This window comes from Devosia sp. Root685 (assembly GCF_001427875.1).
Classification (GTDB): Bacteria; Pseudomonadota; Alphaproteobacteria; order Rhizobiales; family Devosiaceae; genus Devosia.
On record NZ_LMHK01000002.1, the window covers coordinates 550,988 to 577,407 of the forward strand.

Here is a 26,420-nt window from a genome sequence, read left to right on the forward strand (position 1 = left end):
CCACAATGTACGAACTGGTTAGTTTAGTCAATTCTGGGGAGCGAGCAGAAAGGCGTGCGTCCATGTCAGATTCCGAGGCCCCGATCGCCAAGGCCGGACGCAAGGTACCCACGCGCCAGCAGGACCCCGAAGGGACGCGCCAGAACATCATCGAAGTGGCGAGCCAGGAATTTGCGCTCAACGGCCTCTCCGGCGCTCGCATCGACGAAATCGCCGCGAAGACGCGCTCGAGTAAGCGCATGATCTACTACTACTTTGGCGACAAAGAAGGGCTCTACCTCTCCGCCCTAGAAAACGCCTATGCCGAAGTGCGCGAAGGCGAAGCCAAGCTCGACATTGCCGGTCTCTCGCCCGTGGAAGGCCTCAAACGCCTCGTCGAATTCACCTTCGAGCACCATCACCAGCATGAGGATTTCATCCGCATGGTGATGATCGAAAACATCCATCACGGCACCTTCCTGGCGCGCTCGAGTCTCGTGCGCGACCTCAATGTGACCGCCATCGCCCATATTGGCGACCTCTACGAACGCGGCCTTAGGGAAGGCCAATTCCGCGAAGGCCTAGACCCCCTCGAAATCCACTGGCAAATTTCCGCCCTCTGCTTTTTCAACGTCTCCAACCGCGCGACCTTTTCGCAGCTCTTCGGCCGCGATTTCGGCGCCGACGACGCGCAGGTGCGGTTGAAAGCCAACACGGTTGAAATGGTCCTGCGCTTTGTGGCGAAGCCTGAGGCGGTGGCTTAGGCGCCCCTTTCGCGACCGCCCAAGTAGTCCTCATGGCGAGGTGCGAAGCGCAGCGTAGCCTCGAACCACGAGGACGTGGCATTGAGGCACCGGGGCACGCCCCCGTGGTTCGAGGCTTTGCTCTGCAAAGCACCTCACCATGAGGGCTACTCGCTGGCCCTCTTCCTTCTTCTTCCCTGCCTTCCTTCCCTGCCTTCCTTCCCTGCCTTCCCAGCTTCCCAGCTTCCCAGCCTCCCAGCCTCCCAGCCTCCCAGCCTCCCGACCTCTTCCCATCTCCCCTAACGCCCAATTGACCGATGCCCCTCGCGCCTTTATTTTGTACGAACTAGTTCGTTCAGGAATTTGCCCATGAAGACCTCGATTGCGACTGTCTCGATCAGCGGCGATCTGCGGGAAAAACTGGAGGCCATTGCCGCCGCGGGCTTCGACGGCGTCGAAATCTTTGAGAACGACTTTTTGGCCTATGACCGCAGCCCCGCCGAAGTGCGGAAGATGGTCGCCGACCTGGGCCTCGACATCACCCTCTTCCAGCCATTCCGCGATTTTGAGGGCCTGCCCGAACCGCAGCGCCAACAGGCATTCGAACGCGCCGAACGCAAATTCGACCTGATGGAAGAGCTCGGCGCCCCACTCATGCTCGTCTGTTCCAGCATCGCCCCCGCTGCCCTCGGCGGCATCGACCGCGCCGCCGCCGATTTTCGCGAGCTGGGCGAACGGGCCGCCAAGCGCGGCTTAAAGGTCGGCTACGAGGCCCTCGCCTGGGGCCGCCACGTTTGCGACCATCGCGACGCCTGGGAGATCGTGCGTCGTGCCGACCACCCCAATGTCGGCCTGATCCTCGACAGCTTTCATTCCCTCTCGCGAAAAATCGACCCCGATACCATCCGCTCCATTCCCGGCGACAAGATTTTCATCGTCCAGCTCGCCGATGCCCCGGCGCTCGATATGGACCTCCTTTATTGGAGCCGACACTTCCGCAATATGCCGGGCGAAGGCGACCTGCCCGTTGTCGATTTCGCCCGCGCCGTCGCCGCGACCGGCTACAATGGCCCGCTTTCGCTCGAGATTTTTAACGACCAGTTCCGATCAGGCTCGCCGCGGACCATTGCCCTCGATGGCCATCGCTCGCTCGTGTTCCTGATGGATCAGGTGCGCGAGGCCGAGCCAGCCGTGGTGCCCGCAGCCGATGTACTGCCGCCGCGCGTAAAGGTGAAAGGGGTCAGCTTCGTCGAATTCACCGCCGACGAAACCGAAGCCGAAACCCTGCGCACCATGCTCGGCCGATTGGGCTTTGCCCGCACCGGAAAACATCGCAGCAAAAGCGTCGAGCGCTTCAGCCAGGGCGACATCAACATCATCGTCAACACCGAGCGCGAAGGCCTCGCCCACGCCGCCTATCTCACCCACGGCATGTCAGCCTATGCCATGGGCCTCAAAGTGGACAACGCCGCCGCGACGCTCGCCCGCGCCAAGGCGCTCGACGCGCAGCCCTTCGCCCAGCGCGTCAATCCCGGCGAACTGACCATCCCCGCCATTCGTGGCATCGGCGGGGGCGTCCTCTATTTCCTCGACGATCAGCCCGATCTCGCCAAAGTCTGGGACGTGGAATTCAAGCCCGACGCCACGACCACCGCAGGCGCCAGCCTCACTCATTTCGATCACATCGCCCAGACGATGAACTACGAAGAGATGCTCACCTGGATCCTCTTCTACCGCTCCATTTTCGTCGTCGACAAAGGCCCCATGGTCGACGTCGTCGATCCCTCGGGCCTCGTCCGCAGCCAGGTCATCGAAAGCCCCGAGGGCGAATTGCGGCTGACGCTCAACGGCGCGGAAAGCCATCGGACGCTCGCCGGCCACTTCATCGCCGAAACTTTTGGCTCCAGCGTCCAGCACATCGCCTTTGCCTCGAGTGACATCTTTGCGACCGCCGCAGCGCTCAAGGCGAGTGGACTGCCGGTGCTCGAAATTTCGAAGAACTACTATTCCGATCTCGAAGCCCGGCTTGGGCTGGATGCCGAAACGATCGCCCGCCTCGCCGCCAACAACCTGCTTTATGATCGCGACGCTGGCGGCGAATATTTCCAGATTTACGCCCAGAGTTTTGGCGAAGGCTTCTTTTTCGAGATCGTCGAACGCCGCGGCAATTATGCCGGCTATGGCGCCGTCAACGCGCCATTCCGCATCGCCGCACAAAAGCGGGCAATCCGGCCAGCGGAGATGCCGCGGGTTAGCTACGTCATCCCCCAGTAGCCCTCATCGTGAGGTGCCCTCGGGCTTGCCCGAGGGCCTCGAACCACGAGGGCGTGGCACCACGCTACAATGCCACGACCCCGTCCTTCGAGGCTCCGCTACGCTTCGCACCTCAGGATGAGGTCTACTGGAGGATGGCGCAAACCTAAGTCAGCACCACATGCTGCGTCAGTTCCTCGATCGTCGTATCCGCTTTCGCCACATCGAACACTTTCGTGCCATGGCTCATGATCACGAAGCGGTCGCAGACCTGGTAGGCGTGATAGAGATTGTGCGTCACCAGCACACTCGATACGCCCTCGGCTTTTAGCTTCAGCACCTGATTGAGTAGCGCCTCCGTCTCCCGCACCGATAGCGCCGAGGTCGGCTCGTCGAGCAGCAACACCCGCCGCTTGAAAAACACCGCACGGGCAATCGCCACGGCCTGTTTTTGGCCGCCCGAAAGGTCGCCCACCATTTTGTCGGGGCTATCGATGCCCGAAATATGCACGGCGCTTTCCAGCACTTCCATGGCAATGTCGCGCATTTTCTTCAGGTCCAAAAACCCGAAACGATCCGTCAGTTCGCGGCCAAGAAAGATGTTCCGCGAAATGGACAGGCAATCGACCAGCGCCGTGTTCTGGTAGATCGTCTCGATCCCCGCCTCGGCGCTGGCACGGCGATTGGCAAAGGTCTGGCGCTGCCCATCGACCGAAATATAGCCCGAACTCGGCTGGTGAATGCCCGAGAGCATGTTGACCGTAGTCGACTTCCCCGCGCCATTGTCCCCGAGGAGACCGACAACCTCGCTGTGCCCGACCGCGAACGACAGGTCGGTCAGCGCCTTCAGCGGCCCAAAGGTCTTGGTGATATTATGCAGTTCCAAGAGGCTCATGACTCGGCTCCCCGGCGATCAAGACCGTGATTGAAGATCGAGGCGGCAACGATCAGCGTGGCGATGAACATGTCGAGATAGAAGCCCGGCGCCCGCATCAGCAGCAACACGTCGGTGATGGTGAAAATCAGCATCACCCCGAGGAACACGCCGAGGATCGAGCCGCGGCCACCCCGCAGCGACAGCCCACCGATGACGCAGGCAGCGATAGCTTGCAGTTCCAGCCCGGCACCCTGCCCCGGCTGCACCGAACCGACGCGGGTGGTGGCCAGAATACCGGCAAAGGCCGCCATGAACCCGGCAATCGCAAAGGCGATCATCTTGATCCGCCCGGTGTTGACGCCAATGGCGGTCGCCGCCGCACGATTGCCGCCCGTTGCAAAGATGTGGTTGCCGAGACGATGGCGATGCAGCACGGCCCAGAAAACAAGGCACAGCACAATGAACCAGATGAAGGCGGCGTTGATGCCCAAAACGGTGCCGGAAAACAGCCCATTGAACACCGGATTGGGATCGAACCGCACCTGCACCGCGCCATTAATAAGAAGCACCGCGCCGCGCCAGAACAGCAGGCCACCGAGCGTAACGATAAAACTCGGCAGGTTGAATCTCAGCGTCAGAAACCCGTTGCCGAGGCCAATGACCGCTCCGACCAGTAGCCCGACGGGCGCAGCGATAAAGGCATCGACGCCATTGCTCACGAGGATCGCCATGATGATGGCGGTGAGCGTATAGACCGAGCCGATGGAGAGATCGAACTCCCCCGCGATCATCAACACGCCGGCCCCAAGCGCGAGGCAACCGAGCACCGGCACCGAGCGCATCATGATGCCCATATTGGCCGCTGAGAGATAACGGAAATCGTCGGGGAACAGCAGCCCCGCGATAATGCAGGCAAGCTGCACGACGATGAAAACCAGCAGAATGGCGCCTGCCGGCATGCTGAGAAGGCTGTGGAGCCACTCTCCCGCCGAGCGCCGGGGCGCAACGGCCCGGTCATGGGTCATATCGGTCACGTTTTTGTCCAGTGTTTAAGCGGTCAACGTCCTCACCTTCCACCTACGGCGTCATTCCCGCGAAAGCGGGAATCTCCCCTTGGGATCACTGAGATTCCCGCTTTCGCGGGAATGACGCCGTGGAAAATTGAAGGCTCGGCTGTGGGAGGGGGTGGGGCGGCGAGACCAAGTCCCGTCGCCCCACCCCGAACGATCAGCGATAGGTGCCGATGAAAGGCTTTACGACGCCGATGCGGGCCTGGTCGAGGAAAGCGCCCTGGCCGGTGTCGACATCGGTCGGCGTCAGACCATAGCGCGCGGCCATGGCGATCTGGGCGATCGGATAGTAACCCTGCAAGTAGGGCTGCTGGTCCATGGTGGCGAACATGGCGCCCGATTCCACCGCATTGACGATCTCGACGGCGAGGTCGAACCCGCCGAAGGGCACATCGACGCCCGCATCCCTAATGGCACCCGCGCCAACGGTGGAGGTCACCGAACCGGTGCCGAACACGGCCTTGATATTGGGGTTGGCGATCAGGGCCTGGGCCATGATGTTCTGCGCTTCTGCCGGATCGAGACCGGCACGGACGGTTTCAACCTTGATGCCATGCTCGGTCATGGCACGCTCGATGCCGCCGCCACGGGCCACGGCAAAGCTGGCCTCGGGGATTTCGCGGGGGTTGAAGACGGTGTCGCCCTCCTTGAGATCGAAGGCTTCGATCATGCGAATGCCCAGTTCATAGCCCGAGGCTTCTTCGTTCATGCCGACATAGGCCTGACGGCAATTGCCGGCGGAGCCTTCGAGGTCGTCATTGTTGAAGCCGATAACGATGAGCCCGGCATCGACCGCTGCACAAATGCTGGCGTCGAACGCGTCAGACGACGAGATGGCGACGGCAATGCCATCGACGCCCGTGGCGACGGCCGTATCGATCAGGTCGTTCTGGCGCACCGGGTCATTGTTGGCATATTGCACGTCGAGATCGACGTTGAAGGCGGCAGCGGCGTCTTGCGCGCCTTTGACCACCGGATTGAAGAACTGCACGCTGGGGTCGAGATAGATGATCATGGTCGTTTTGACCGGCACCTGATCCTGCGCCATGACGCCGCCGGCGGTTGCAAACAGCGCGCAACCAGCCAGTAGAGCTGCCTTCTTCTTTGTCAGTTTCATTTGGGTTCTCCTCCCTTTCGAATAAAGCGGGCCTCCTCAGGTCCCACTGTCTTGGCCTGGATCAGTGACTGAACCAGGGTTCACCGCGCCCAAGGGTCATGTGCAGACCCTTGAACTGCGAATATTCATCAAAGCCGTAGCGGCCGAGTTCCCGGCCGACGCCGCTCATCTTGTAGCCACCGATGGGCATTTCCGGCGTGCCGTCGATCACCGAATTGATCCAGCACCGCCCCGCCCGCAGTTTTCGCGTCGTCTGGATTGCGGTTTCGAGATCACGTGACCAGACGCCGGCCGAAAGCCCGAACGGGGTCCCATTGGCGAGCGCGACAGCCTCCTCCGGCGTGTCGAAACCAATGGTCGCCAGCACCGGTCCGAAGATTTCCTCCTGCGCGATCCGCATATCGGGCCGCACCCCGTTGAAAACCGTGGGGGCAAAGAAATTACCCGAGCCCTCGTCGATCGTCTCGCCGCCCAGCAGCAGTTCGGCGCCATCTTCCAGACCAGCCGCCACGTAGCCCGCCACCTTGTGGAGATGCGGCACGGACACCATTGCGCCATAGCGGGTCGTGGCGGCCAGCGGATCGCCAAACGGCAGGCGACGGGAAAGATCGAGCAACCGCTCCAACAGCGCCGGACGGATGGAATTGGCGACGATCAACCGGCTGCCCGAAATGCAGCACTGGCCGGCATTGTGAAAAACGCCATAGGCGATGCCATCGGCAGCGGCCTCAAGATCGGCATCGCCAAAAACGATCTGCGGCCCCTTGCCACCCAGTTCAAGCCCGACGCGCTTCACATTGCGCGCGGCAATCCCGGCCAACTGGGTGCCAACGCGCACCGAGCCGGTAAAGGCAATCATATCGACGCGCGGATCTTCAGCAAGGATCTGCCCGACATCCGGGCCATAGCCGGTGATGACATTGAACACGCCAGCCGGTAGCCCTGCCTCCAGCGCGATTTCGGCCAGCCGGATCGTCGTGCCCGAAGTAAATTCGCTCGGCTTGACGACAACCGTGCAACCCGCCCCCAGCGCCCACGGAACCCGCTCGGACACGATGATAAACGGAAAATTCCACGGCGTGATGATGCCGACCACCCCTGCCGGTTCGCGCAATACAAGGCCCAGCCGATTGGTGCCGATGGCATTGTGGGTGTCGCCCTCAAGCCCGCGGCACTGGCCGGCGGCATAGGTCCAGAGATCGGCGCAATAGCCGATTTCGCCCTTGGCCTGATTAATCGGCTTGCCCGTCTCAAGGCACTCGATCAGCGCCAGCTCGTCCTGATGGGCCAGAATGCCCCGGGCGATGGCATGCAAAATGGTCGAGCGTTCTGCCCCGCTCATCCGCCCCCAAGGGCCATCATCAAAGGCAACGCGCGCCGCGCCAATAGCGCGGGACGCATCTTCCGTCGAGCCGGCTGGCCAAGTCGCGATAACCTTGCCGCGATGGCCCGGGCTTTCGCGCTCCACGACCTTGCCCGAAGCCGCATCTACCGATTTCCCGTCAATAACCATGCGATGCGAGCGTTTACTCTGAACCCGCGGATCACTAAGATTCGGAACGGCAAAATTGCCCTGAAAGCTGGATTGACGTGTTATGGCCATGGCGGACTGACCACCTCCCCGAAGATGCTGGACCCGTTTTAACGCGTCCTGTATGGAATTGTATGGTACCGTATGGCGCATTGACCCAAGCTGTCAATGGCATGGGCGAGATGTAGTATGACTCTGGAAATGCAGACTTCGACCGAGAGCGGCGAAAGCGCGGCAGCATCAATCGAAAAGGACCTGCGCCGCTCGATCATCGAGCTCGACCTGCTCCCCGGCACGCGCCTGTCCGAGCAGGATATCGCGACCAAACTCGGGGTTTCCCGCCAGCCGGTGCGCGAAGCGCTGATCCGCCTCGCCAATTCGCGGTTGATCGAAATCCGCCCCCATCGCGGCACCGTCGTCGCGCGCATCTCGGCCAAGGAAATGATCGAAGCGCTCTTCGTGCGCCAATCGGTCGAGATCGCCGTCGTCGCCAAGGCGGCCCAAAATTTCGACGCCTGGCAGCGCAAGCGCATCGCCAGCCTCTTGGTGAAACAGGCCGAGGCGGCCGAAAAACTCGACCACGCCGCCTTCCGCGAGCATGACGAAGCCTTCCACATCGCCATCGCCACCGGCGCCGGGGTCGGTATCGCCTGGATCGCCATTGCCGATATGAAGACCCACATGGACCGGGTCTGCAACATGACGCTGCAAAGCGAGGCCGACATGGCCCGCCGCGTCCGCGAACACACCGCCATCATGGACGCCATCGATAACAACGATGCCGAAGCCGCAAAAGCGGCCATGGCCACGCATTTGGGCAGTATTCTCGACGAGCTTCCCGAGCTAGAAACCCGTCACGCCAATCTCTTTATCTAGCCCGCCCGGAGTTCACCAATGACGCAATCCGCCCGCTATCCGAGCCTTGCCGGCATGCCCGTGGTCATTTCCGGCGGCGCCTCCGGTATTGGCGAAGCATTGGTGCGCAATTTTGCCGCCCAGGGCGCCAAGGTGGGCTTTGTCGATATCCAGGACGAGCGCGGAAAAACCCTCGCGACTGAGCTGACCTCTGCCGGCCAAACCGCACTGTTCACCCGCTGCGACATCACCGACACATCAGCGTATCAAGCCGCCATCGCCGGCTTCGCCGCCGCCCATGGTGATGCCCGCGCTCTCGTCAACAACGCCGCCCACGACCAGCGCCACGAATGGCAGGAGGTCACCTCCACCTATTGGGACGAGCGCATGGCGGTCAATTTGAAGCACGCCTTTTTCGCCATTCAGGCCGTCGCGCCGGGCATGGTGAAAGCCGGTCGCGGTTCGATCATCAATACCGGCTCGATCAGCTGGATGATCATGTCGCCAAAAATTCCGATCTATGAAACCGCCAAGGCGGCAACCCATGGCCTGACGCGCGCCATGGCCCGCGAACTCGGCAAGTCAGGCATTCGCGTCAATACGCTGGTGCCCGGCTGGGTGATGACCGAGCGGCAGCTGACCCACTGGATCGACGAAGCGGCCGAAGCCCAGATCGACGCCACTCAGGCCCTCGCCGGCCGCGTCCAGCCCGACGACATCGCGCGCATGGCCCTCTTCCTCGCCGCCGACGACAGCGCCATGATCTCGGCGCAGCAGTTCATCGTCGATGGCGGCTGGGCCCATAGCTGAGCCCTCCTCCACCACAACGTCATTCCCGCGAAAGCGGGAATCCCTGTTCCAAACACAGATCCCCGCTTTCGCGGGGATGACATGCTGAGAGTGTGGAAAACCCTAAACGAACAGTGCCGCCGGCTCCACGTCCAGCGCCTGGGCGAGATTGTCGATATCATCGAGCGCCAGGTTGAACTTGTCCGAGGTTTCGAGCGCCCGCACTTCGGCAAGGCTCCAGCCGAGCCGCGTCGCGAACGTTTCGAGACTGAGATTACGGATGCGGCGCAGGCGCACGACATTGCCGGCGATCAGCATGGCGCCGGTCATTTCGGGAGGAGTGGCAAAAGCGGTAACGGCCATGGCGTTCAACCCACCAGCTTGAGCTTGGCCCGGGTCTCGGTCAGCTCGGGATTGGAGAGACACTTCAGCAGCTTGATGGCCTTATAAGTCGCGCCATTCATCAGCATGCCATTGACCTCGGCGACGAGCCCGGAATGCTGCGGCGCCTCGGCGAGCAGGGCCTGCACCGCTTCGAAATAGGCAATGTGGTGCCCCGAAACATCGCCGGTCAGATACATCTGCTGCACCGCATGGCGCAGGCGAAAGGCGGGCGAAGTCAGATCGGCTTCAGCAAGATAGTCCTCGGAACGCAAAACGGGGGCCTTACCCCCCACGAGAACATTGACGATGCTGTCGCATTGAACGGTGATTTCCGCAGTACCCACGAAAAAGCTTTCGCCGGGTTTGACAGTCAGTTTGAGAGCCATCGTCTTTCCTTCTGGGCAAGACCGGGGGCGGCGTTGCCGCCGCCCCCGAAATTTGGCGATTAACGCAGGAGCTGCAGAACAGCCTGGTCCTGCTGGGAAGCCATCGACAGAGCCGACGAGGAGAGCTGCTGGCGGGTCTGGAGAGCCAGGAGGTTCGCAGCTTCTTCGTTGGTGTCAGCCAAGGTCAGGTTCGCCGCGCCGGTTTCGAGCGTGTTGATCATGTTCTTGGTGAAGGTCTGGCGGTTTTCGACCGACGACAGGTTCGAACCGAAGGTCGAAGCCTGCGAGCGAAGTTCCGACAGAGCGGTCGAAAGCTTGCCGAGCAGGGCATCGATATCGGTGTCCTTGTCGAGGTCCTGACCGACGAGGCTTTCCAGGTTCAAGTTGGCAGCGGTGATTGCCCGCTCATTGCCGTTCTTGTCCTTGGCCTGAATCTGGATCGAGGAGGAACCGGATTCATTGAAGGTGATCGTCAGCTTGTCGCCGCGGAGCAGGTTGATGCCGTTGAACGAAGAGTCGTCGGCAAACTTGTCCAGCTGGTCGCGCAGTTCGTTGAACTGCTTGGCCAGGTTGTCACGGATGACGTTGCCAGCGATCTTGTGCTGGGTCGGTGCACCAACGCCGGCGCCGTCCTTGTCGAACTCGACGTCGAGCTCCTGGGTCGAGAGATTCTCGATACGCAGCTTGCCGTTGTCGTTCGAGGCGCGAACCTTGCCGACCGTGCCAGCGTTGCGGTTGATCTCTTCCACGAACTGATCGACCGTGTTGGACGACTTGTAGGCAGAAACGGCCGGCGAACCGGTCGAAACCGTGGCGCCACCGAACAGAGCGTTGGCGTCAGCACCCGAGATTGCCAAGGTCTTGGCTTCGGCGCTGGTCGAGGTGAAAACCAGCTTGTCGGAACTATCGAGCGAGGCAGTGACATCGTTGATGCCGGCAGCCTTGAGCTGATCGTTGATATCCTTGAGCTGATTTTCCTTGGCGTAGGGCGAAGCGTCGCGGCTGACGATGTCGAGCTTGGCGGTCTTGTCGCCATAGGTCACATCGATCTTGAACGAACGAGCTGCGACGTCCTGGGTATAAACGCCGGTGGAACCGGCGGTGCTGGTGGTGCCACCGGTGATACCGGCAATAACCGGGCCTGCGCCGCTGTAAGCGGTGCTGACGAGCTTGATCTTCTTGGCAGCGGCATCGACTTCGACGGTGTAGCTACCGGCAGTGGCCTTGTCCTGAAGACCCTTGACGAGCTCGTCGAACGAACCGCCGATATTGATACCCTGGCCACCAGCGGTCACGCCGCCCATGGAGGTGATCGCAGCGTAGTCGATCTCGGTGACGCCCTGGGTTGCCTTGGCAACCGAACCGGCGAATTCGACCTTCGGCGAAACGCCGGTCGGTTCGCGCAGCTGGATCGACACCTTGGTGGCGTCAACGGTGTCAGCAGCAACGATATATTTGCTGGTGGCGCCGGTGGTGCCGGTAGCGGTGTCAAGCTGAGCCTGCAGGTCGGTCATGAAGGCCGCCTGGGTAGCACCAGCAGCCGTGGTCGAGGTTACGGTGAGACCGTCAACCTTGATCGCAGTGCCGTTGAGCGTATCGTCGAACTTGACGAGAACCTGCGGACCAGCGGTCTGACCGGCAACGCCGGCCGGATCAGCCCAGACAGCAGCGGTCGTGACATTGGCAGACTGGCCGCCGGAAGCAGCCTGAAGCTTGACGTCGAAACCTTCGCCGAACTGACCACCCGAGAGCTTCAGGGTGCTGTCAGCCGTCACTTCATAGGTGTCGGTCTGGAACGACTTGTCCTGACGAGCCTGGCGCAGGGTCGACTGCATGGACTCGATATTCTTGGTGATCGCGCTGATGCCCTTGTCGGCGGCTTCGATGACCTTGATGCCCGAAGCCATCGAGTCGAGCAGGTTGCTCATATCGGCAGCGCGGCTGTTGAGTGCCGAGGCGGTGAAGAAGTTGGACGGGTTGTCCAGAGCAGAGTTCACCTTGTTGCCGGTGGCAAGACGGTTCTGCGTCTTGTTCATCATTTCGGCGGTGTTCTGCAGGCTCAGAAGGTTCGTGCGAACGGCCTTCGAGAGAGAGATATCGGAACCCATGTGTGGTGCTTTCCTTCTGGAAAATTGAGCCGCTTCATGCAGCCCTTCACAAATCAGAGGATTGTACGCATCACATTAAAAGCGCGTTAATGATGCAAATAGACCTACAATTAATCAAGGAAATTTTGCACTCATAAACCGTCGGCGCTGATCTGGGGCCGCAAGGCCACACCCGCGGCAACGGAAACTCCAGGGAATGCCGGGAAAGAGGGGACCAGAGGACGATGGCGCCGCCCAAAATGGAAAATTGGACCGCCCACCGGCTGTCATCCTGAGATCGTTGGATGGGCCCCGGCGCAGGTGTAGGGATTCGCCGGGGTCAGACCAAAACCGCTTCAGGCGCCGCGATAACGCAGGGCGAATTGCGTGCGGTTGGCAGCGTCGAATTTGCGCAGGAGGCTTTTGACATGCACCTTGACGGTGCCAACCTGCAGCGACAGTTGCTCGGCGATCTCCTTGTCCGAAAGACCGCGTGCCAAAAGCGCGGCCACGTCCTGCTCGCGTGGCGTCAGGGGACTGGCCTGCTGCCGCAGCAGGAGATCGGCCGGCACGAAGCGCTCGCCGGCCAGCACCAGGTTGAGGGCATTGATCAGTGCTTCGCCTGGCATGGATTTGGACAGCCAGCCGACGGCGCCACGCTGCAGCGCCTCTCCGGCCACCTGCGGATCGTCGAGTCCGGAAAGAAAGGCGATGCGCAGACCCGGCCGCCTTGTTGCCGCCATTTCCACCGCTTCAATGCCGCTGGTGCCGGGCATGGAATAGTCCAGCAGCAACAGGTCTACCGGCGCATCGGTGGACAAAAAGTCCAGCACGCTTGCGAGCGAGGAAAAAACCTGCGCTTCCATGTCGGCGCCGCTAGAGTCCAGCAAGAATTTAACGGCATCTGCAAAAAGCAAATGATCGTCGACAATCAGCAACTTTCTAGACAAATTCCAACCAACTCAGAGCTTTGAGAGATTTTATGCAAATTTTACGGACCATGTCAGCGGCCATTCTTCTTGCCGCGATTTGGCTCGTTTCATTCCGCATCGCCGATCTATTTACCGTTTTCCCGACTTATTCAAGTGTGTGGTTCCTGCCCTCCGGCGTCACCATGGCCATTGTCATGGCAGCTCCCGGATGGCTGAAACTGGTGCCGCTGCTGGCCCATCTGTCGATCGCATCGCCGCCCATGCGGCAGATTTTCGATATCCACATCACCAGCGATTTTGATCTGGTTCTCCACAGCATCAGAATCTATCTGATCTATGGCGGCGCCGGATTTTTCCTCACCAAAGTCATGCGCATAACCCTGCCCTTCCGCACCTGGCACGAAGTGCAGTGGTTTATCGGCACCGCCATCGGCGCGGCATCCGTCGCCTCCGCCGCCGGCATCGCACAAAGCGTGTTGCTCGGCGAACTCGATCCCGCGCACGCCCTGCCTTTGGCAGAGCCCTGGTTCCTTGGCGACGCCTTGGGCGCCATAATGGTTCCGCCCATGCTCATACCGGCTATTCTGCTGGCGCTGGGCCGCCCCCTCGGCGCCTGGCGATGGCCCAGCGCCCGCGCTTTTGCCATGCAGGCAGCCACCCTCTCGCTCGCCGCGCTGATTGGCGCTCTGGGGCCCACGCTCGATATCAACCTCTGGTATCTCGTGCTCCCGTCGGTGCTGGTCTTTGCCCTCCGCGGCGGCTTCGAGCACGCCGCCGCCGCAGCCTTCCTGACCTGCGTCCTCACCCCGCCCGTCGCCATGATTTTCACTGGTGCCGTGGCGGTTGCCGATTTGCCTGCCCTCCTTCTCACCACCGCCATCGCCGCTCTGCTCGTCGGCGCCGCCACCACCGAACGTCAGCAGACCGCCGAACGGCTCGAAGCCCTCGTCGCCCAGCGCACCGAGGAACTGGAAAAGGCCTATGAACTGCAGCGCCATCTGGTGCGTTCGCTCGGCCACGACCTGCGCCAGCCGGTGGAAGCCATCAACCTGACGGTCGCCGCCGTTGACGCGTCCAGCGACATAAAGGTCCGCAACACGGCCCTCGCCCGCGTGCGCCAGCTCGGCACGGTGACCTCGGACCTCCTCACCCGCATTCTGGCCTATGCAAGGCTCGACACCGGCGACATCAGCGCCGAACTCGCGCCGCTGCACTTGGCGCAACTGATGGACCGCTTGCGCGCCACCTATACCCCCAGGGCCCAGCACCGCGCGCAGCGCCTCATCTGGCCCGACACCGACCTCACCGTGATCTCCGATCGCGACCTGCTGTTCCAGATCCTCTCCAACCATCTCGACAATGCCATTCGCCTCACCCCCGAAGGCGGCACGGTCGAAGTGCGGATCGAGCCCGGACCGGCCGGCGTCGGCATCTTCGTTATCGACGGCTTCGAGCCTTCGGTCCCGCACCAGTCGAGCCGCGGCGGTCTTGGCCTCCGCATCGTCACGCAGGCGGCAGGCCTCTTGGGCGCCGAAATGGTCGACGAACAAAACCGCAAGGGCATCATCCTACCCCCAAAGAGGTAGGCGCACCGGTCTTAATACCCCCGGCCCACGCGCCCATCGCCGATACATTGCAACGGCTCAAGCACACGAATCGGAATGCCATGACTCGCCTGCCGGCCGCCACTCTCCTCGGACAAAACGTCCAGCGGCTCTGCGAAATGCAGGGCACGAGCCTTGACGCGCTTGCTCAAAAACTCGGCTGGCCGAACGAAGCGGTTGCCGATCTCGTCGCGTCCTCGCTCGAAATCGCGCTCGACCAATTGGACGAGCTTTCCGCCGCGCTCGGTGTCGCCCCCCATGAGCTCTTTGACGAAGTAACCACAGCCGAAAATCAAGTCCAGCAACAACGCTACGGCTGATTGCGGCGCGGCCATGCTTTGTGTAGCGTTCCCCTGGGGAGCGCTGAAACTGTCATGGATAGCCGAGAACTTGTAGCCTGGAACATGCGGCGTCTGCGCGTCGAACGAAAACTGTCCCAGGAAAAGCTCGCCGAACGCGCAGGGGTCGATCGCACCTATGTCAGCCGGCTCGAGCGCGGCATGGAAAACCCCTCAATCGGCATTCTCGACAAGGTGGCCACGGCCCTCTCCGTCTCGATCGCCGAGCTCTTCATCCCCCCGGCGCTCGATGAAGCCCGCCCAAAACCCCTCAAAGCCGGCCGGCGCCCTGCGATCCGGTCCGACGCCAGCTAATCCAGAAACACCGTAACCGTATCGCCCCGCCCTTCGGCATCGACCACCGAGAGCGTCACATAACCCGGCCCATCCGGCGTCCAGCTATCCTGCCGCGCGAACTGCGACCGCCCGAACGGCGCCCCATTGGCAAAGAAGGTGAAGGGCGGCACCCCATTTCGCACTTTTACGACAAGCGGCGATAGCGCCCCCGCACCGAGCCCGAGATCGACGTCCACCCCATCGGCAGGAAACGCGATCTCGGGCGCCGAGATACGCGCGACGAGATCCTCATCAGGGTGCCTAAACCGCCGCAACGGCACCGGCAATTGCGTATTGGACGCAAACAGCACCCCCGGCGGCGCCTTGGGCAAAGCCGCCTTGCGGCTCCCCAGCCGGTCAAACGCCTCAAAGAGAATCGGCGCCGCCCCCAAAATCCCCGATAATCCCGGCACCGGCGCGCCATCCGGCCGCCCCACCCAGACCCCCACCACCGTCTTGCCATCAAATCCGATGGCCCAGGCATCGCGATAGCCATAGGACGTGCCGGTCTTATAGGCGACGCGCCCCGGCGACCCATTCAGCGGCGGCGGCACATCGGCCAGAATATCGGCGACATACCAGGCCGAAACCGGATCGAGCACCGGCGCCGAAATCTGCGGCACCGGCCTCTCGCCAAGCCCATCATAAAGCGCCACCGGCTTGCCCCCATGCCCCAGCGCCGCATAGACGGACACGAGATCGCGCAGCGTAATCCCGACACCACCCAGCCCCACGGCAAGGCTCGGCGCCGTATCGACCGGCAGGCGCGGATTGGCATAGGCGCGCTTCAGCCGCGACACCAGCCGCGCCGGCCCCACCGCATCGAGCACCACCACCGCCGGAATATTCAGCGATTCCGTCAGCGCATCATGGATAGTGACCGTGCCGCGATTGAACCCGTCGAAATTGACCGGCACATAGCCGCCAAAAGCCGTTGGCCGGTCCTCGATCAAGCTCTGCGGATGCGCCAGCCCCAGCTCGAACGCCAGCCCATAAATCAGCGGCTTCAGCGTCGATCCGGGCGAGCGCACCGCCTTGGTCATATCGACAAAGCCCGCGCTCTCGGTTGCCAAAAGCCCCGCCGACCCCACCGAGGCCAGAATTTCCCCCGTATCGATATCCGCCGCCAGGATCGCTACCGACACGCGCGGATCGATCAACCGGGCCCGCGCCGAGGCCAGCCGCTCCAGCGCATCCTGCAACCTTTTATCGAGCGTCAGTTCCACCGTTCGCGCCCCCGGCTGCGCCTTCACCGCCGCCTGCGCCATATGCGCCGCCAGCATCGGAAACGGTTTTCGCGCCGTCGGAACCGGTTCGAGCTTTGCCGCCCGCGCCTCTTCCGCGGCAATGGTCCCAAGCGACACCAGCCTGTCGAGCACCATGTTCCGGCTCGCCAAAGCCGCCGCAGCATCGCGATCAGGCCGCCGCGCCTCGGGCGATTGTGGCAACGCCACCAGCAGCGCCGCCTCCGCCGTCGTCAACCGCGCCGGCTCCTTGCCGAAATAGGCGAGGCTCGCGGCGCGAATGCCTTCAATGTTCCCGCCATAAGGCGCCAGCGTCAGATAGAGGTCGAGAATTTCATCCTTGCTGAGCCGGGCTTCCAGTTGCTGGGCATGGATCATCTGCCGGAGCTTGCCAAAAGCGTTGCGCGTCGGTTGCCCTTCGACCAGCCGCGCCACCTGCATGGTCAGCGTCGAGCCGCCCGAAACGACCCTCCCCCCGGCCAAGACGAACTGCCCCGCCGCCCGCAACATCGAGTTCCAGGCAATGCCCTCGTGGCTCGCAAACCCGCGATCCTCATAGGCAATCAGCATGTCGATAAAACGCTTGTCGACATCCGCCCGCGTCACCGGCAGGCGCCAGTGCCCCCCCGATGTCGTAAACGGCCGCAACAACAGCCCATCGCGATCCGTCACCTCCGCCGAAACCGGCATTGTTTCGAGATCGGGCACCGGTGGCAGCGAAGCCGAAATGGTTGTCGTCCACGACACCAGCTGGATAACCCCAGCCAGCACCAGCACAAAAACCGAAAAGCCAAAAAGCGTCAGCCGCGCCACCCAAGGGCGCGGCTGTTTTTGTTGTGACTCTCTACCCTCGTCCGTCATTGGCCCTGAGCGGTGATCTCGATCGAGTATGCCGCCGTATTGCCACGGGATTCAGGACGATACATGTCTTCCACCGTCGCGCCCGGCAGCACGAATGTGCCCGGGGTCACCGCACGAACCATATAGGCCGTCGTGAAGGTGCCGGGATCCGAGCCATAGCGGAAGGCGGCGACATATTGGTCGGTCCGCGATTCCATATGCACCGGGATATTGAGCGACAGCCAGTTGAAATCAGACACGCCCTCGCCATCCGACAGGTTCGGGTTCTCGATTTCAAAGCCTGCCGGCAACGGATCGGCAACGACATATTGTCCCGAGCCCAGATCATGCGGCCGCACGCGCAGCACCACGATCAGGCGGTCATTCTGCGCCAGCGTGCCTTCGGTCGGATCGACCTCCGTGCCATCGGGCAAGTAGTAGGCCCGCGAGATGGCAAAGCCATCATCGGAAGCATCCGGCGGCACTGCCGGATAACCCGTCACCGTCACCTTGGCCTCGGTATCGGCCGAACCGCCATTGCCGATTTCGACCGTCTCAAAGCCCGCCTCTTCGACGCGGCGATAGACTTGCCCCGTCAGCGCCTCGCCATTGAGGGTGATCGACCCATCCGTGCTGCCCGCGCCGAGCGCCGAAGCGGCCAGCAGCGTCCAGGTATCCTCCTGCGTCGAGGTATAGCGCGCCCGATCCCGCATCTTCGCCAACTGATTGGCGAGCGAAGTCAGGTCGACCCCTGCCGGCTTGAATTCGGCCGACAGCGCCAAAACCCCGGCAAGATCACGCAACCGGCTACCATAGTCGCTGCGATAGCGATTGGTGTTCCGTGCCGTACCGACGCTTTCGACCGCAGCAACGAACGCCTCATTGGCGCGCGTCGTATCGCCATAAAGAGCCAAAGCCGCGCCAAGCTGCGCCTGTGCCAGCGGCGAACCGAAGGCGGCAAGACGCGCCTCGAAATAGTAGCGGAGGTCGCCCATCGCTACCCGACCGGCGCGCGCCAGGTCGTAAAGCGCATAGGCAATGTCTTCGCCGCCATTGTCGAAGTCGCTGGCATAGGAGAGTTGGTTGGAGAGGTTGTCGAGCGCCATGCTCATCGCCTGTTCGGGCACGGCATAGCCGGCCGCCTTGGCGCGCAGCAGGAAGTCGGTGACAAACCCGTCGAGCCAGAAATCCCCGCCATCGAACGGCCCCCAGAGCCCGAACCCACCAGCCGAAGTCTGCTTCGCCAGCGTGCTGGCAATGGCGTCGATCACCGTCTGGTTGAGCTTATCGTCCTTGGCCACCCCGATCATCTGCGCCACCTCGTTGAGATAGAGCAGCGGCAGGGCGCGGCTGGACGTCTGTTCGGCACAGCCATAGGGATAGCGGTCGAGCGAGAGCAACAGACCCGGCACATCGAGCCGTGCAATCGGCCCAATGGCGAGGGTCATCGACCCCGTATCGGCAAGCAGCCCGTCGAAATAACTCGCATCAATACTGGCGCTGCCACCCGCCTTGATTGCCACCAAACGGCTGGTGGTCACCGGCGCACTGGTCGGACGCACCCCAAGCAACAGCTCCTTGGTCTGCGTCGTTCCATCCGGCCCGGTCACCGTCAGCTGCACCGGCCAATCGCCGATTTGCATGCCATTGAGTTTGAGATCGAGCGCCGTCCGCTCGCCCTCGCCGAGTTCCACATCGGTTGTCTCCGCCGAGGTGGAAATGCCTTCCCCGGTCGAAAGCGCGACTTGATAGGAGCCAGCAGCCCCGCCGACATTGTTGACCTCGACCAGCAGCCGCGCCTCGTCGCCGACACGCAGGAAGCGCGGCGGGCTGAGGGTAACAACCACTGGATCCCGAACGATCACATCGACCGAAGCATGCCCCACCGCCGAGGCGGTCCAGGCCATGGCCATGACGCGCACCGTGCCGGTGAAATCAGGCATGTCGAAAGTTACAGTGGCTTTGCCATCCGCATCGACTTCCACAATGCCCGTATGCAGCGCCACCAGCACCGAGATCGGCGGCGGCGTGCCCAAACGCGAGCCCCCGCCATCGCCGCCCGAGCGCATCGCCCCGGCAAGACCCTGCGTCGGATCGATCAGCGAGCCATAGAGGTCGCGGATTTCCATGCCGAGCTGGCGCTGCCCAAAGTAATAGTCATCCGGCGCCGGCACCTTGAAATTGGTGACATTGAGAATGCCTAGGTCCACCGCCGCCACAGCCACATAGGCCTTTTCGCCCGCTGCAACGTTGGCGAGATCAACGCTGACCTCAAAGCTCTGCCGCGGCAGCGTCACATCAGGCGCACCAAGCTTCACGTCGAGCTTGCGATCACCCGGCTCCACATCGGCAAAGGCCAGACCCAGCGCCCGCGACGGCATGCGCTTTTCCGCCGTATCGGACGGACGATAAAGCACCGCCGTCACATATGCACCCGGCCCCCATTCCTCGGTCACGTCGAGCGGCACGGTCGTGCCGCCTTCCGGCACCTCAACCGCTTCCATGGCGATGACGCGATTGTCGATCACCATGACCAAAGCCGTGCCGGCAAATTGCGGGTCGAGCTTCAGGTTGGCCGTCTCGCCGACCTTATAGGCCACCTTGTCGAGCGCCACCTGTAGCGTGTCCGGCGTGTCAGAACCCGCATCGGCATAATAATAGCCGGCATAGAACTCATAGCTCGACGAGGTACCCTGCCCCTCGACTTCGAGGCGATAGAGCCCCCAATCGACATTGGCACCCACCGTCACCGAACCGCCATCCGGCGTATCGGCCGAACCATTGGCAATCTCGCGCGTGGTGGTGATCCCCTCCCACTTCCAGGTGCTGCCGTCGCGATACCACTGATAATTGGTCTCGACCCGCGACAGCGTCCAGCCAAGTCCCGTCGCCGCGACCTTCTCGCCCTCGGGCGACACGGTGATCAGCTCGAACTGCGCTTCGCTGCCCTCTTCGAGCCCCGTCGCATCGGCAAAAACCGGCTTGATGCCGATCCGGTCGCCATCCGCCAGCACCGGCCGCGTAATGCTGCGCTCAACCGTGCGCCCGCTGGTATCGACCAGCCGCAACAACACCTGCGCTTCGAGCGGCCGCGTCGTCGCCTGGCCCTCGGGCAAGGTCACCTCGGCCACCGCATTACCCTCGTCATCGGTCACCCCGACAACGCCCAGCGGCTCGCGCGAGGTTTCGATAGTGTCGTCCAGCCGGCCGAAGGTGAACCCCGGAAATTCCGGCAGGCTCGTCCGCGGCCGCACGATGGCATCGGCTTCAACCGACAGCCCCGGCGCCGTCGCGCCATAGAGATATTTCGCCGCAATATCGATCAGGTTGACGCCATCGGCGATAAACGCCCCATCGCCCTGCGGCTTGATTTCAAAGGCCAGACGCTCCGGCTCGAAATCTTCGACGAGGAAGGTCGTGCTCGAGAGCGATGCCGCATTGGGATCGGAATAAAGCCGCAGCGTCCACGAGCCACGCATGGCTTCGCTTGCCATCGGCAGCGCCGCATAATAGCCGCCCGCCCCCGCGTCATCCATCACCTGGCTGGATGCCACGACGCCATCGGGCCGCTCCACTTCGAGCGTGAGCTTGATGTTCTCCACCGCATCGGCCCGCGCATCGCGCAGGAGAGCGGTCAGATGCACCACCTCGCCCGGCCGATAAACGCCGCGCTCCGTGGTCATGAAGAGATCAAGCGGCCCCGGCGACGGACGCCCCTCAACCCCGCGATCCGTCAGATCGAATGCAGGTTTGGACAGATCGAGGAAGGCATAATCCCCCTCCGTCTCGGCCACCAACAATTGCGGCGCCCTGCCGCCCGTGCCGCGCGCCAGCCCCGGCGCAAACACCGCGCGGCCATCCGCATCGGTCTTGGCCTCGCCCAGAATTTCATTATTGACCGCCACGAGCCGCACATCGGCCCCGGCCACCGGCTGCGCCGTCGCAAGGCTACGCACAAAGGCATGGACGCCATCGTCGCCCGCAATCGTCGTCACCCCAAGATCGGTGACGATGAACCACTGCGTCGCCAGGTCAGACCAATAATCGGCCTCCGGCTCGCCCTTGATCCGCGCCGTGATCACATAGGCCCCAGCTTCCAACGTCCCCAGCGCCTCAGCCACCGGAATGGCCGTCGTCGTCAGCGCATTATTCGCACCCTGCGCCAGATCGACCTCGCCGGTCCACACCTGTTGACCCACGCGATCGGCAATATCCTCGGCATTATATTGCGTGAGACTCCCCTGGAACACGCCATCGCGCACCGCCGTCGCAATCCCGCGATCGCCAATGCGATAGATCATCACCTCGGCCGTCTCGGCATTGACCGAGGTAATCGGCAGCCCGCCGCCGAGCCCTGCCGGCATCACATAGGCCGTATTGGCAAAACCGACGAAAGGCGCGCGATCGGGCACATAGACGCTAAGATCGACGTCCTTGGCCAGTTCCTCGCCGCTGGCGGCTTCAAGCCCGGCGCGCAGCTTGATCGTATAGCGGCTGCCATGCTGCACGCCTTCGACGCAAACCTGCTCGCTTTCGGTCTCGACCGAAACCTGCGGCGCATTGGCAACAGACACATAGGCGGACACATCGGTGCTCGCGAGCGGCTCGGAAAACACCACGCAGATGCGCGGCGAGGCCGCTTCCGCATCCACCACATGGTCCGTCACCCGGAACCCATGCTGGGCCACGACGCTATCGAGATGCGCCTCGACATCGGCATCCGGCACCAGCGCCAAAGCCGCACGATAGGTCGCGATCACCTCGCGCCACATCTCGCGATATTCCATGGCATTGGCCAGCGCCCGAAGGCTCGCCGCCCGCTCGTCTTCGCTCGTCGAGCGCAAAAAGGCATTCATTGCCGCATTGGAGCCGACATAGGAGAGGTCATAGCTATTGTCCCCCTCGCTTTGCCCCGCCACCACATCGGCGCGCCGCAAAGCGGCCTCGGCCAGCGCCTGCCACACGGCCCGATCATTGGCATTGATCGCCAGGGCCTGCCGGTAGGCAACCATCGCGGCCGGATAATTCTCGTTGCCCACTTCCTCGTCGCCCGAAGCCACAAGATCGGCATAAACCGACCTCGGCGCCGGCGCATCGGTCTGGGGCAGATCGCGCGCAAAGCTCTTCGCGGAATCGACCAGCGATTGCGCCGGGAACGGCAATTCAGCCTGCCGCACCGCCTCGGTCACCGCCGGCGTGGGCGACCGGCTGACGCGGCCCGACGTCGCGCCCGAAAACTCGGCGCGCTCGCCGATATCGCCCTTGAGGAAGCACCATTGGCTGCGCGAATTGAAGGTGAAAGCGCGACAGATATTGTCCGCGCTACACGCCGCCTGGCAGCTCTCGAGGTCTGTGTCTTTGACGATGGAATAGTCGAACCCGGGCAGGTCCGTGTTTTCAAAGAGCGTTATCTTCGTCTCGGCCGCGACCGGCATAAGCCCAGCCAAAGCCAGAACCAACACGCCAAACACAGCACGGATCACACGGCGTCCACCCAGCATCCCACCCTCCCAAACACGGCCCCGCATAAGGAAGCCAACCCCAGTCAGAATGCAAGAGGCAGGCAAATTATGACATTTTCAAAGCAGTTTAGCGGCCCCATGCACATCCGCACAAAACATCCCCAGCGATCCTCATCCGCGGCGATAGATCCTCGAAAATCGCCCCGTCCTGCCATCGCGGCGGGCCCCTCCCCGGCGCCTTGCAGAAGCGACAGGCCATCGGGCTTAATCCCTTCTTAACCAAGAAAATGCAGAGTCAAACAAATGATATGACGAGTATTTCTCCAATTTCTCCGTTTCTATACTGCTAGGATCTTGCCGGAACAGCCCAGCGACACCGCGCAGCTCGAAACAGGAATTTGAACTTATACCCGGCAACCCCGAGTGCAGAAAAATGACAAGGTGCGAAACGGTCGATCTGACCAACTGCCATCGCATTTGGAAGACCTCGCGGAGATCGGCCCTTCTGCCGGCGATGCGCGCGGCATTGCTCGGTTGCGCCATGGCCAGCGCTGCCGGCCCGGCCCTGGCACAGGCCTATGTCTGGACCGGCGGCGCCGGGAACAATAACTGGTTCGACCCCGCCAACTGGGACGCCGGCCTGACACCGGACGCCTCCATCGAGGCCAGCTTGGGAGCCGGCGATGTCGTGGTCATCTCCGGCGGCAACGCCGAGGCCGACCGGGTCGGCATCCAGTCCGCGGGCACGGCGACGGTGACCGGGACGGGCGCGTCCCTCACTGCAACGGAACTGGGCATTTTCGCTGGAACGTTCAATATCGAAGATGGGGGCCTCGTCACCACCACCGACGGCCGTCTCGGCGGCCTGATTACCGTCACCGGCACCGATGCGGGCGGCACCGCATCGACCTGGATCAACAACGGCCATTTTGCCGTTGGAGACGGGGCCGCCGGCACGCTGCAGATTCTCGACGGCGGCAAGGTTATCGTCAATGCCGATGCCTTTCTTGGCTACGATTACCACGGCGAAGCCCTGGTCTCGGGGTCAGGCTCTTCCTGGGAAAACACCGGAAGGCTGACAATCGACGATGGCCGTTTGCGCATCTTAAACGCCGGCAGCGTGTCGAACACACTGGGCATAATCGGCGAGTCCGCCAGCAGCGAAGTGATCGTGTCCGGGCCGAACTCCCTATGGACCAATTCCGATCAATTGGTCGTCGGTAATTACGCTACCGGAACCCTCCTCGTTGACGGCGGCGCCACCGTTCTCAGCACCCAGGGTTATGTCGGCGCTGCCACCGGCGTCAGCGGCACCGCCGTCGTAACCGGGCTCGGCTCGAGCTGGCAGATGACCGACTTCTCCCTCACCCTGGGCAACTATGGCCTCGGCACCCTGACCATCGAAGATGGAGGACGGGTTTTCGCCAAGGACGGCGTATTGCTGGGCATGTCGGACGTCAGCGCCAATGGCACATTGATCATCAATGGCACCCCCGGCCGCATCGGCGTTCTGGAAACCAGCTCCTTCCGCGGTGGCCTCGGCACGGCCGACATCACCGTGGACGGCGGCACCGTGCGGGCCCTCCGGCACAATGCCTCTTTCTTCTCCAATTTTGGCAGCCAGCAGGTAACGCTCGGCGCTGCGGGCGGCACCTTCGATACGGCCGGCTACAATATCGCCATCTCTCCCGTACTGAACGGGGCAGGCAGCCTGATCAAGGCCGGCGCCGGCACCCTGACCCTGACTGGCGAGAACACCTATCTCGGCGGCACCACGATCACGGCCGGCATCTTGCAGCTCGGCAATGGCGGCACGTCGGGACGAATTTTGGGCAATGTGGCCAATGATGGCGTCCTGGCCTTCAACCGGTCCGATGCGGTGACGTTTAGCGGCACGAACACGGGAACCGGCGGCATAAGCCAGATCGGCACCGGCATGACCACGCTGACCGCCGACAGCTCCGGTCTCTCCGGCGCTTCGGAAGTGCGTAACGGCATTCTGTCGGTCAATGGCATTCTGGGCGGCACGATGGGGGTCCATGGCGGCCGGCTGCAGGGCGTGGGCCAGGTGGGCGGCACCACCAATTTTGCCGGCGGCACTATCGCGCCCGGCAATTCGATCGGCACGCTGATCATCGCCGGCAATTACGTGGGCAATGGCGGCACCCTCGAAATCGAAACCGTATTGGGCGATGACAGTTCGCCAACCGACCTCCTGGCGGTAACGGGCGACACCTCCGGCACCACCAATGTGCAGGTGATCAATCTCGGCGGCGCCGGCGCGCAGACCATCCAGGGCATCAAGATCATCGATATCGCCGGGCTGTCCGGCGGCACTTTCAAGCTTCTGGGTAGTTACACATTCGAGGGCGATCCAGCCGTGGTCGGGGGCGCCTATGCCTATCGCCTCTATCGGGGCGGCGTGACGACGCCGGCAGACGGAGACTGGTATCTGCGCTCTTCCCTCATCGATCCCGGCACGCCGCTCTATCAGGCGGGCGCGCCGGTCTACGAGGCCTACGCATCCGTCTTGCAGAGCTTCAACACGCTCGAAACCCTTCAGCAACGCGTCGGCAATCGGCATTGGACCAGTGGCGTGGTGGACATAGGCGCCCTGCCCGAAGCGGCCCAGGCCAATAGCGGCATCTGGGGCCGGATCATTGCCGCCCACAACCGGGAAAACCCCAAATCCAGCACCACCGGCTCCAGCTATGACAGCAGCATCTGGCAATTGCAGGCCGGTGCCGATGGCGAACTGCATGCCGACGAAAACGGCAGGCTGATCGGCGGTCTTTCCGCCCGCTATGGCACGGTCTCTGCCGATATATCCTCGATCTTCGGCCAGGGCACGATCGGCAGCACGGGCTATGGCCTTGGCGGATCGCTGACCTGGTACGGCCAATCGGGCTTTTATCTCGACGCCCAGGCCAACCTCACCTGGTACGACAGCAATCTTTCCTCCACCACGGCCAACAGGAGCCTCGTCGCCGGCAATAATGGTTTCGGCTATGCGCTGGGGCTCGAACTGGGGCAGCAGATCGCGCTCGGCCCCAACTGGTCGGTGACCCCGCAAGCGCAGCTGATCTATTCGGCCCTCAAATATGACGATTTCACCGACACCTTCGGCGCCGCCGTATCCCTGACCGATGGGAGTGACCTCAAGGCCCGGCTCGGTCTTTCAGCCGACTATCAGACCTCCTGGACCGACCAGACCGGCCAAACCAACCGCCTCCACGCCTATGGCATCGCCAATCTTTATTACGACCTTCTGCCGGAGACAGCGGCCAACCTCGCCGGCACCCGGCTTGCCCGCGAAGAAGAGGCTCTCTGGGGTGGCCTCGGCCTTGGCGGAACCTATAGCTGGAACGAGGGCAAATATGCCCTCCACGGCGAAGCCACCGCCGGCACCACCCTCGCCAATTTCGGCAACAGCTACCACCTGTCCGGAACCGTGGGACTGAACGTCAAGTTCTAACAGTAGCTCTTCTGACAGCAGCCCTTCAGTAGCCCTCATGGTGAGGTGCTTTGCAGAGCAAAGCCTCGAACCACGAGGGCGTGCCCCAATGCCTCACCGCCCTCCTGGTTCAAAGCTA

The 26,420-nt window shown here is 62.5% G+C and carries 18 protein-coding genes; 8 read left to right on the forward strand and 10 right to left on the reverse strand.

Features of this window, described 5'->3' with window-relative positions; translation table 11 throughout:
• Positions 1-62 precede the first annotated feature (62 nt).
• The gene (locus ASD83_RS11230; protein WP_056310878.1) at positions 63-743 is read left to right on the forward strand and encodes a TetR/AcrR family transcriptional regulator; all 681 of its coding nucleotides are present in this window, start codon (positions 63-65) and stop codon (positions 741-743) included.
• Positions 744-1,091: 348 nt separating this feature from the next.
• Complete coding sequence (locus ASD83_RS11235) at positions 1,092-2,996, forward strand: bifunctional sugar phosphate isomerase/epimerase/4-hydroxyphenylpyruvate dioxygenase family protein (RefSeq protein ID WP_056310881.1); 1,905 nt, start codon at positions 1,092-1,094, stop codon at positions 2,994-2,996.
• Between the two features lie 145 nt (positions 2,997-3,141).
• Here ASD83_RS11235 and ASD83_RS11240 read toward each other — a convergent pair whose 3' ends face one another.
• The 4 genes from ASD83_RS11240 to ASD83_RS11255 all read right to left on the reverse strand — a co-directional run bounded on the left by ASD83_RS11240 (position 3,142) and on the right by ASD83_RS11255 (position 7,552).
• Positions 3,142-3,870: an ATP-binding cassette domain-containing protein gene (locus tag ASD83_RS11240; RefSeq protein ID WP_056310883.1), complete on the reverse strand. Its 729-nt coding sequence runs from the start codon at positions 3,868-3,870 to the stop codon at positions 3,142-3,144.
• Positions 3,867-4,877, reverse strand: coding sequence for an ABC transporter permease (locus tag ASD83_RS11245; RefSeq protein WP_056310885.1), 1,011 nt, complete (start codon positions 4,875-4,877; stop codon positions 3,867-3,869). The genes ASD83_RS11240 and ASD83_RS11245 overlap by 4 nt, the downstream gene beginning before the upstream one ends.
• A gap of 202 nt (positions 4,878-5,079) precedes the next feature.
• Positions 5,080-6,039: a substrate-binding domain-containing protein gene (locus ASD83_RS11250; RefSeq protein ID WP_056310886.1), complete on the reverse strand. Its 960-nt coding sequence runs from the start codon at positions 6,037-6,039 to the stop codon at positions 5,080-5,082.
• Positions 6,040-6,100: 61 nt separating this feature from the next.
• The gene (locus ASD83_RS11255; protein ID WP_082561124.1) at positions 6,101-7,552 is read right to left on the reverse strand and encodes an aldehyde dehydrogenase family protein; all 1,452 of its coding nucleotides are present in this window, start codon (positions 7,550-7,552) and stop codon (positions 6,101-6,103) included.
• Between the two features lie 207 nt (positions 7,553-7,759).
• Between ASD83_RS11255 and ASD83_RS11260 the strand changes: the two genes are divergently transcribed.
• Positions 7,760-8,446 (forward strand): GntR family transcriptional regulator, encoded by a 687-nt coding sequence (locus tag ASD83_RS11260; RefSeq protein WP_056310890.1) that lies wholly within the window; start codon positions 7,760-7,762, stop codon positions 8,444-8,446.
• Between the two features lie 18 nt (positions 8,447-8,464).
• Positions 8,465-9,235, forward strand: coding sequence for an SDR family NAD(P)-dependent oxidoreductase (locus ASD83_RS11265; protein WP_056310892.1), 771 nt, complete (start codon positions 8,465-8,467; stop codon positions 9,233-9,235).
• Between the two features lie 102 nt (positions 9,236-9,337).
• On the opposite strand, the gene ASD83_RS11270 is transcribed toward ASD83_RS11265, so the two are convergent.
• The 4 genes from ASD83_RS11270 to ASD83_RS11285 form a co-directional block, all read right to left on the reverse strand.
• Complete coding sequence (locus ASD83_RS11270; RefSeq protein ID WP_156385927.1) at positions 9,338-9,577, reverse strand: helix-turn-helix domain-containing protein; 240 nt, start codon at positions 9,575-9,577, stop codon at positions 9,338-9,340.
• A gap of 5 nt (positions 9,578-9,582) precedes the next feature.
• Positions 9,583-9,984, reverse strand: a complete 402-nt coding sequence (locus ASD83_RS11275) for a flagellar biosynthesis repressor FlbT (RefSeq protein ID WP_056310896.1) — start codon at positions 9,982-9,984, stop codon at positions 9,583-9,585.
• A gap of 59 nt (positions 9,985-10,043) precedes the next feature.
• Positions 10,044-12,092 (reverse strand): flagellin, encoded by a 2,049-nt coding sequence (locus ASD83_RS11280; protein ID WP_056310899.1) that lies wholly within the window; start codon positions 12,090-12,092, stop codon positions 10,044-10,046.
• A 335-nt stretch (positions 12,093-12,427) separates the two neighbouring features.
• A complete protein-coding gene (locus ASD83_RS11285; RefSeq protein WP_082561125.1) occupies positions 12,428-13,021 on the reverse strand; it encodes a response regulator transcription factor in 594 nt (197 codons plus the stop codon).
• A gap of 50 nt (positions 13,022-13,071) precedes the next feature.
• On the opposite strand from ASD83_RS11285, the gene ASD83_RS11290 reads away from it, so the two are divergent.
• The 3 genes from ASD83_RS11290 to ASD83_RS11300 all read left to right on the forward strand — a co-directional run bounded on the left by ASD83_RS11290 (position 13,072) and on the right by ASD83_RS11300 (position 15,260).
• Positions 13,072-14,589, forward strand: a complete 1,518-nt coding sequence (locus tag ASD83_RS11290; protein ID WP_056310903.1) for an ATP-binding protein — start codon at positions 13,072-13,074, stop codon at positions 14,587-14,589.
• A gap of 80 nt (positions 14,590-14,669) precedes the next feature.
• Complete coding sequence (locus ASD83_RS11295; protein ID WP_056310905.1) at positions 14,670-14,927, forward strand: helix-turn-helix domain-containing protein; 258 nt, start codon at positions 14,670-14,672, stop codon at positions 14,925-14,927.
• A 54-nt stretch (positions 14,928-14,981) separates the two neighbouring features.
• Positions 14,982-15,260: a helix-turn-helix domain-containing protein gene (locus ASD83_RS11300; RefSeq protein WP_056310907.1), complete on the forward strand. Its 279-nt coding sequence runs from the start codon at positions 14,982-14,984 to the stop codon at positions 15,258-15,260.
• Here the strand turns inward: ASD83_RS11300 and pbpC are convergent.
• Both pbpC and ASD83_RS11310 read right to left on the reverse strand, forming a co-directional pair.
• The gene (gene pbpC / locus ASD83_RS11305; RefSeq protein WP_244489150.1) at positions 15,257-17,338 is read right to left on the reverse strand and encodes a penicillin-binding protein 1C; all 2,082 of its coding nucleotides are present in this window, start codon (positions 17,336-17,338) and stop codon (positions 15,257-15,259) included. The two genes, ASD83_RS11300 and pbpC, sit on opposite strands and share 4 nt — an antisense overlap.
• A gap of 44 nt (positions 17,339-17,382) precedes the next feature.
• Positions 17,383-22,866 (reverse strand): alpha-2-macroglobulin family protein, encoded by a 5,484-nt coding sequence (locus tag ASD83_RS11310; RefSeq protein ID WP_162249156.1) that lies wholly within the window; start codon positions 22,864-22,866, stop codon positions 17,383-17,385.
• 394 nt (positions 22,867-23,260) lie between these two features.
• Between ASD83_RS11310 and ASD83_RS11315 the strand changes: the two genes are divergently transcribed.
• On the forward strand, positions 23,261-26,302 hold the full coding sequence (locus ASD83_RS11315) for an autotransporter outer membrane beta-barrel domain-containing protein (protein WP_244489151.1): 3,042 nt from the start codon (positions 23,261-23,263) through the stop codon (positions 26,300-26,302).
• Positions 26,303-26,420: the final 118 nt, after the last annotated feature.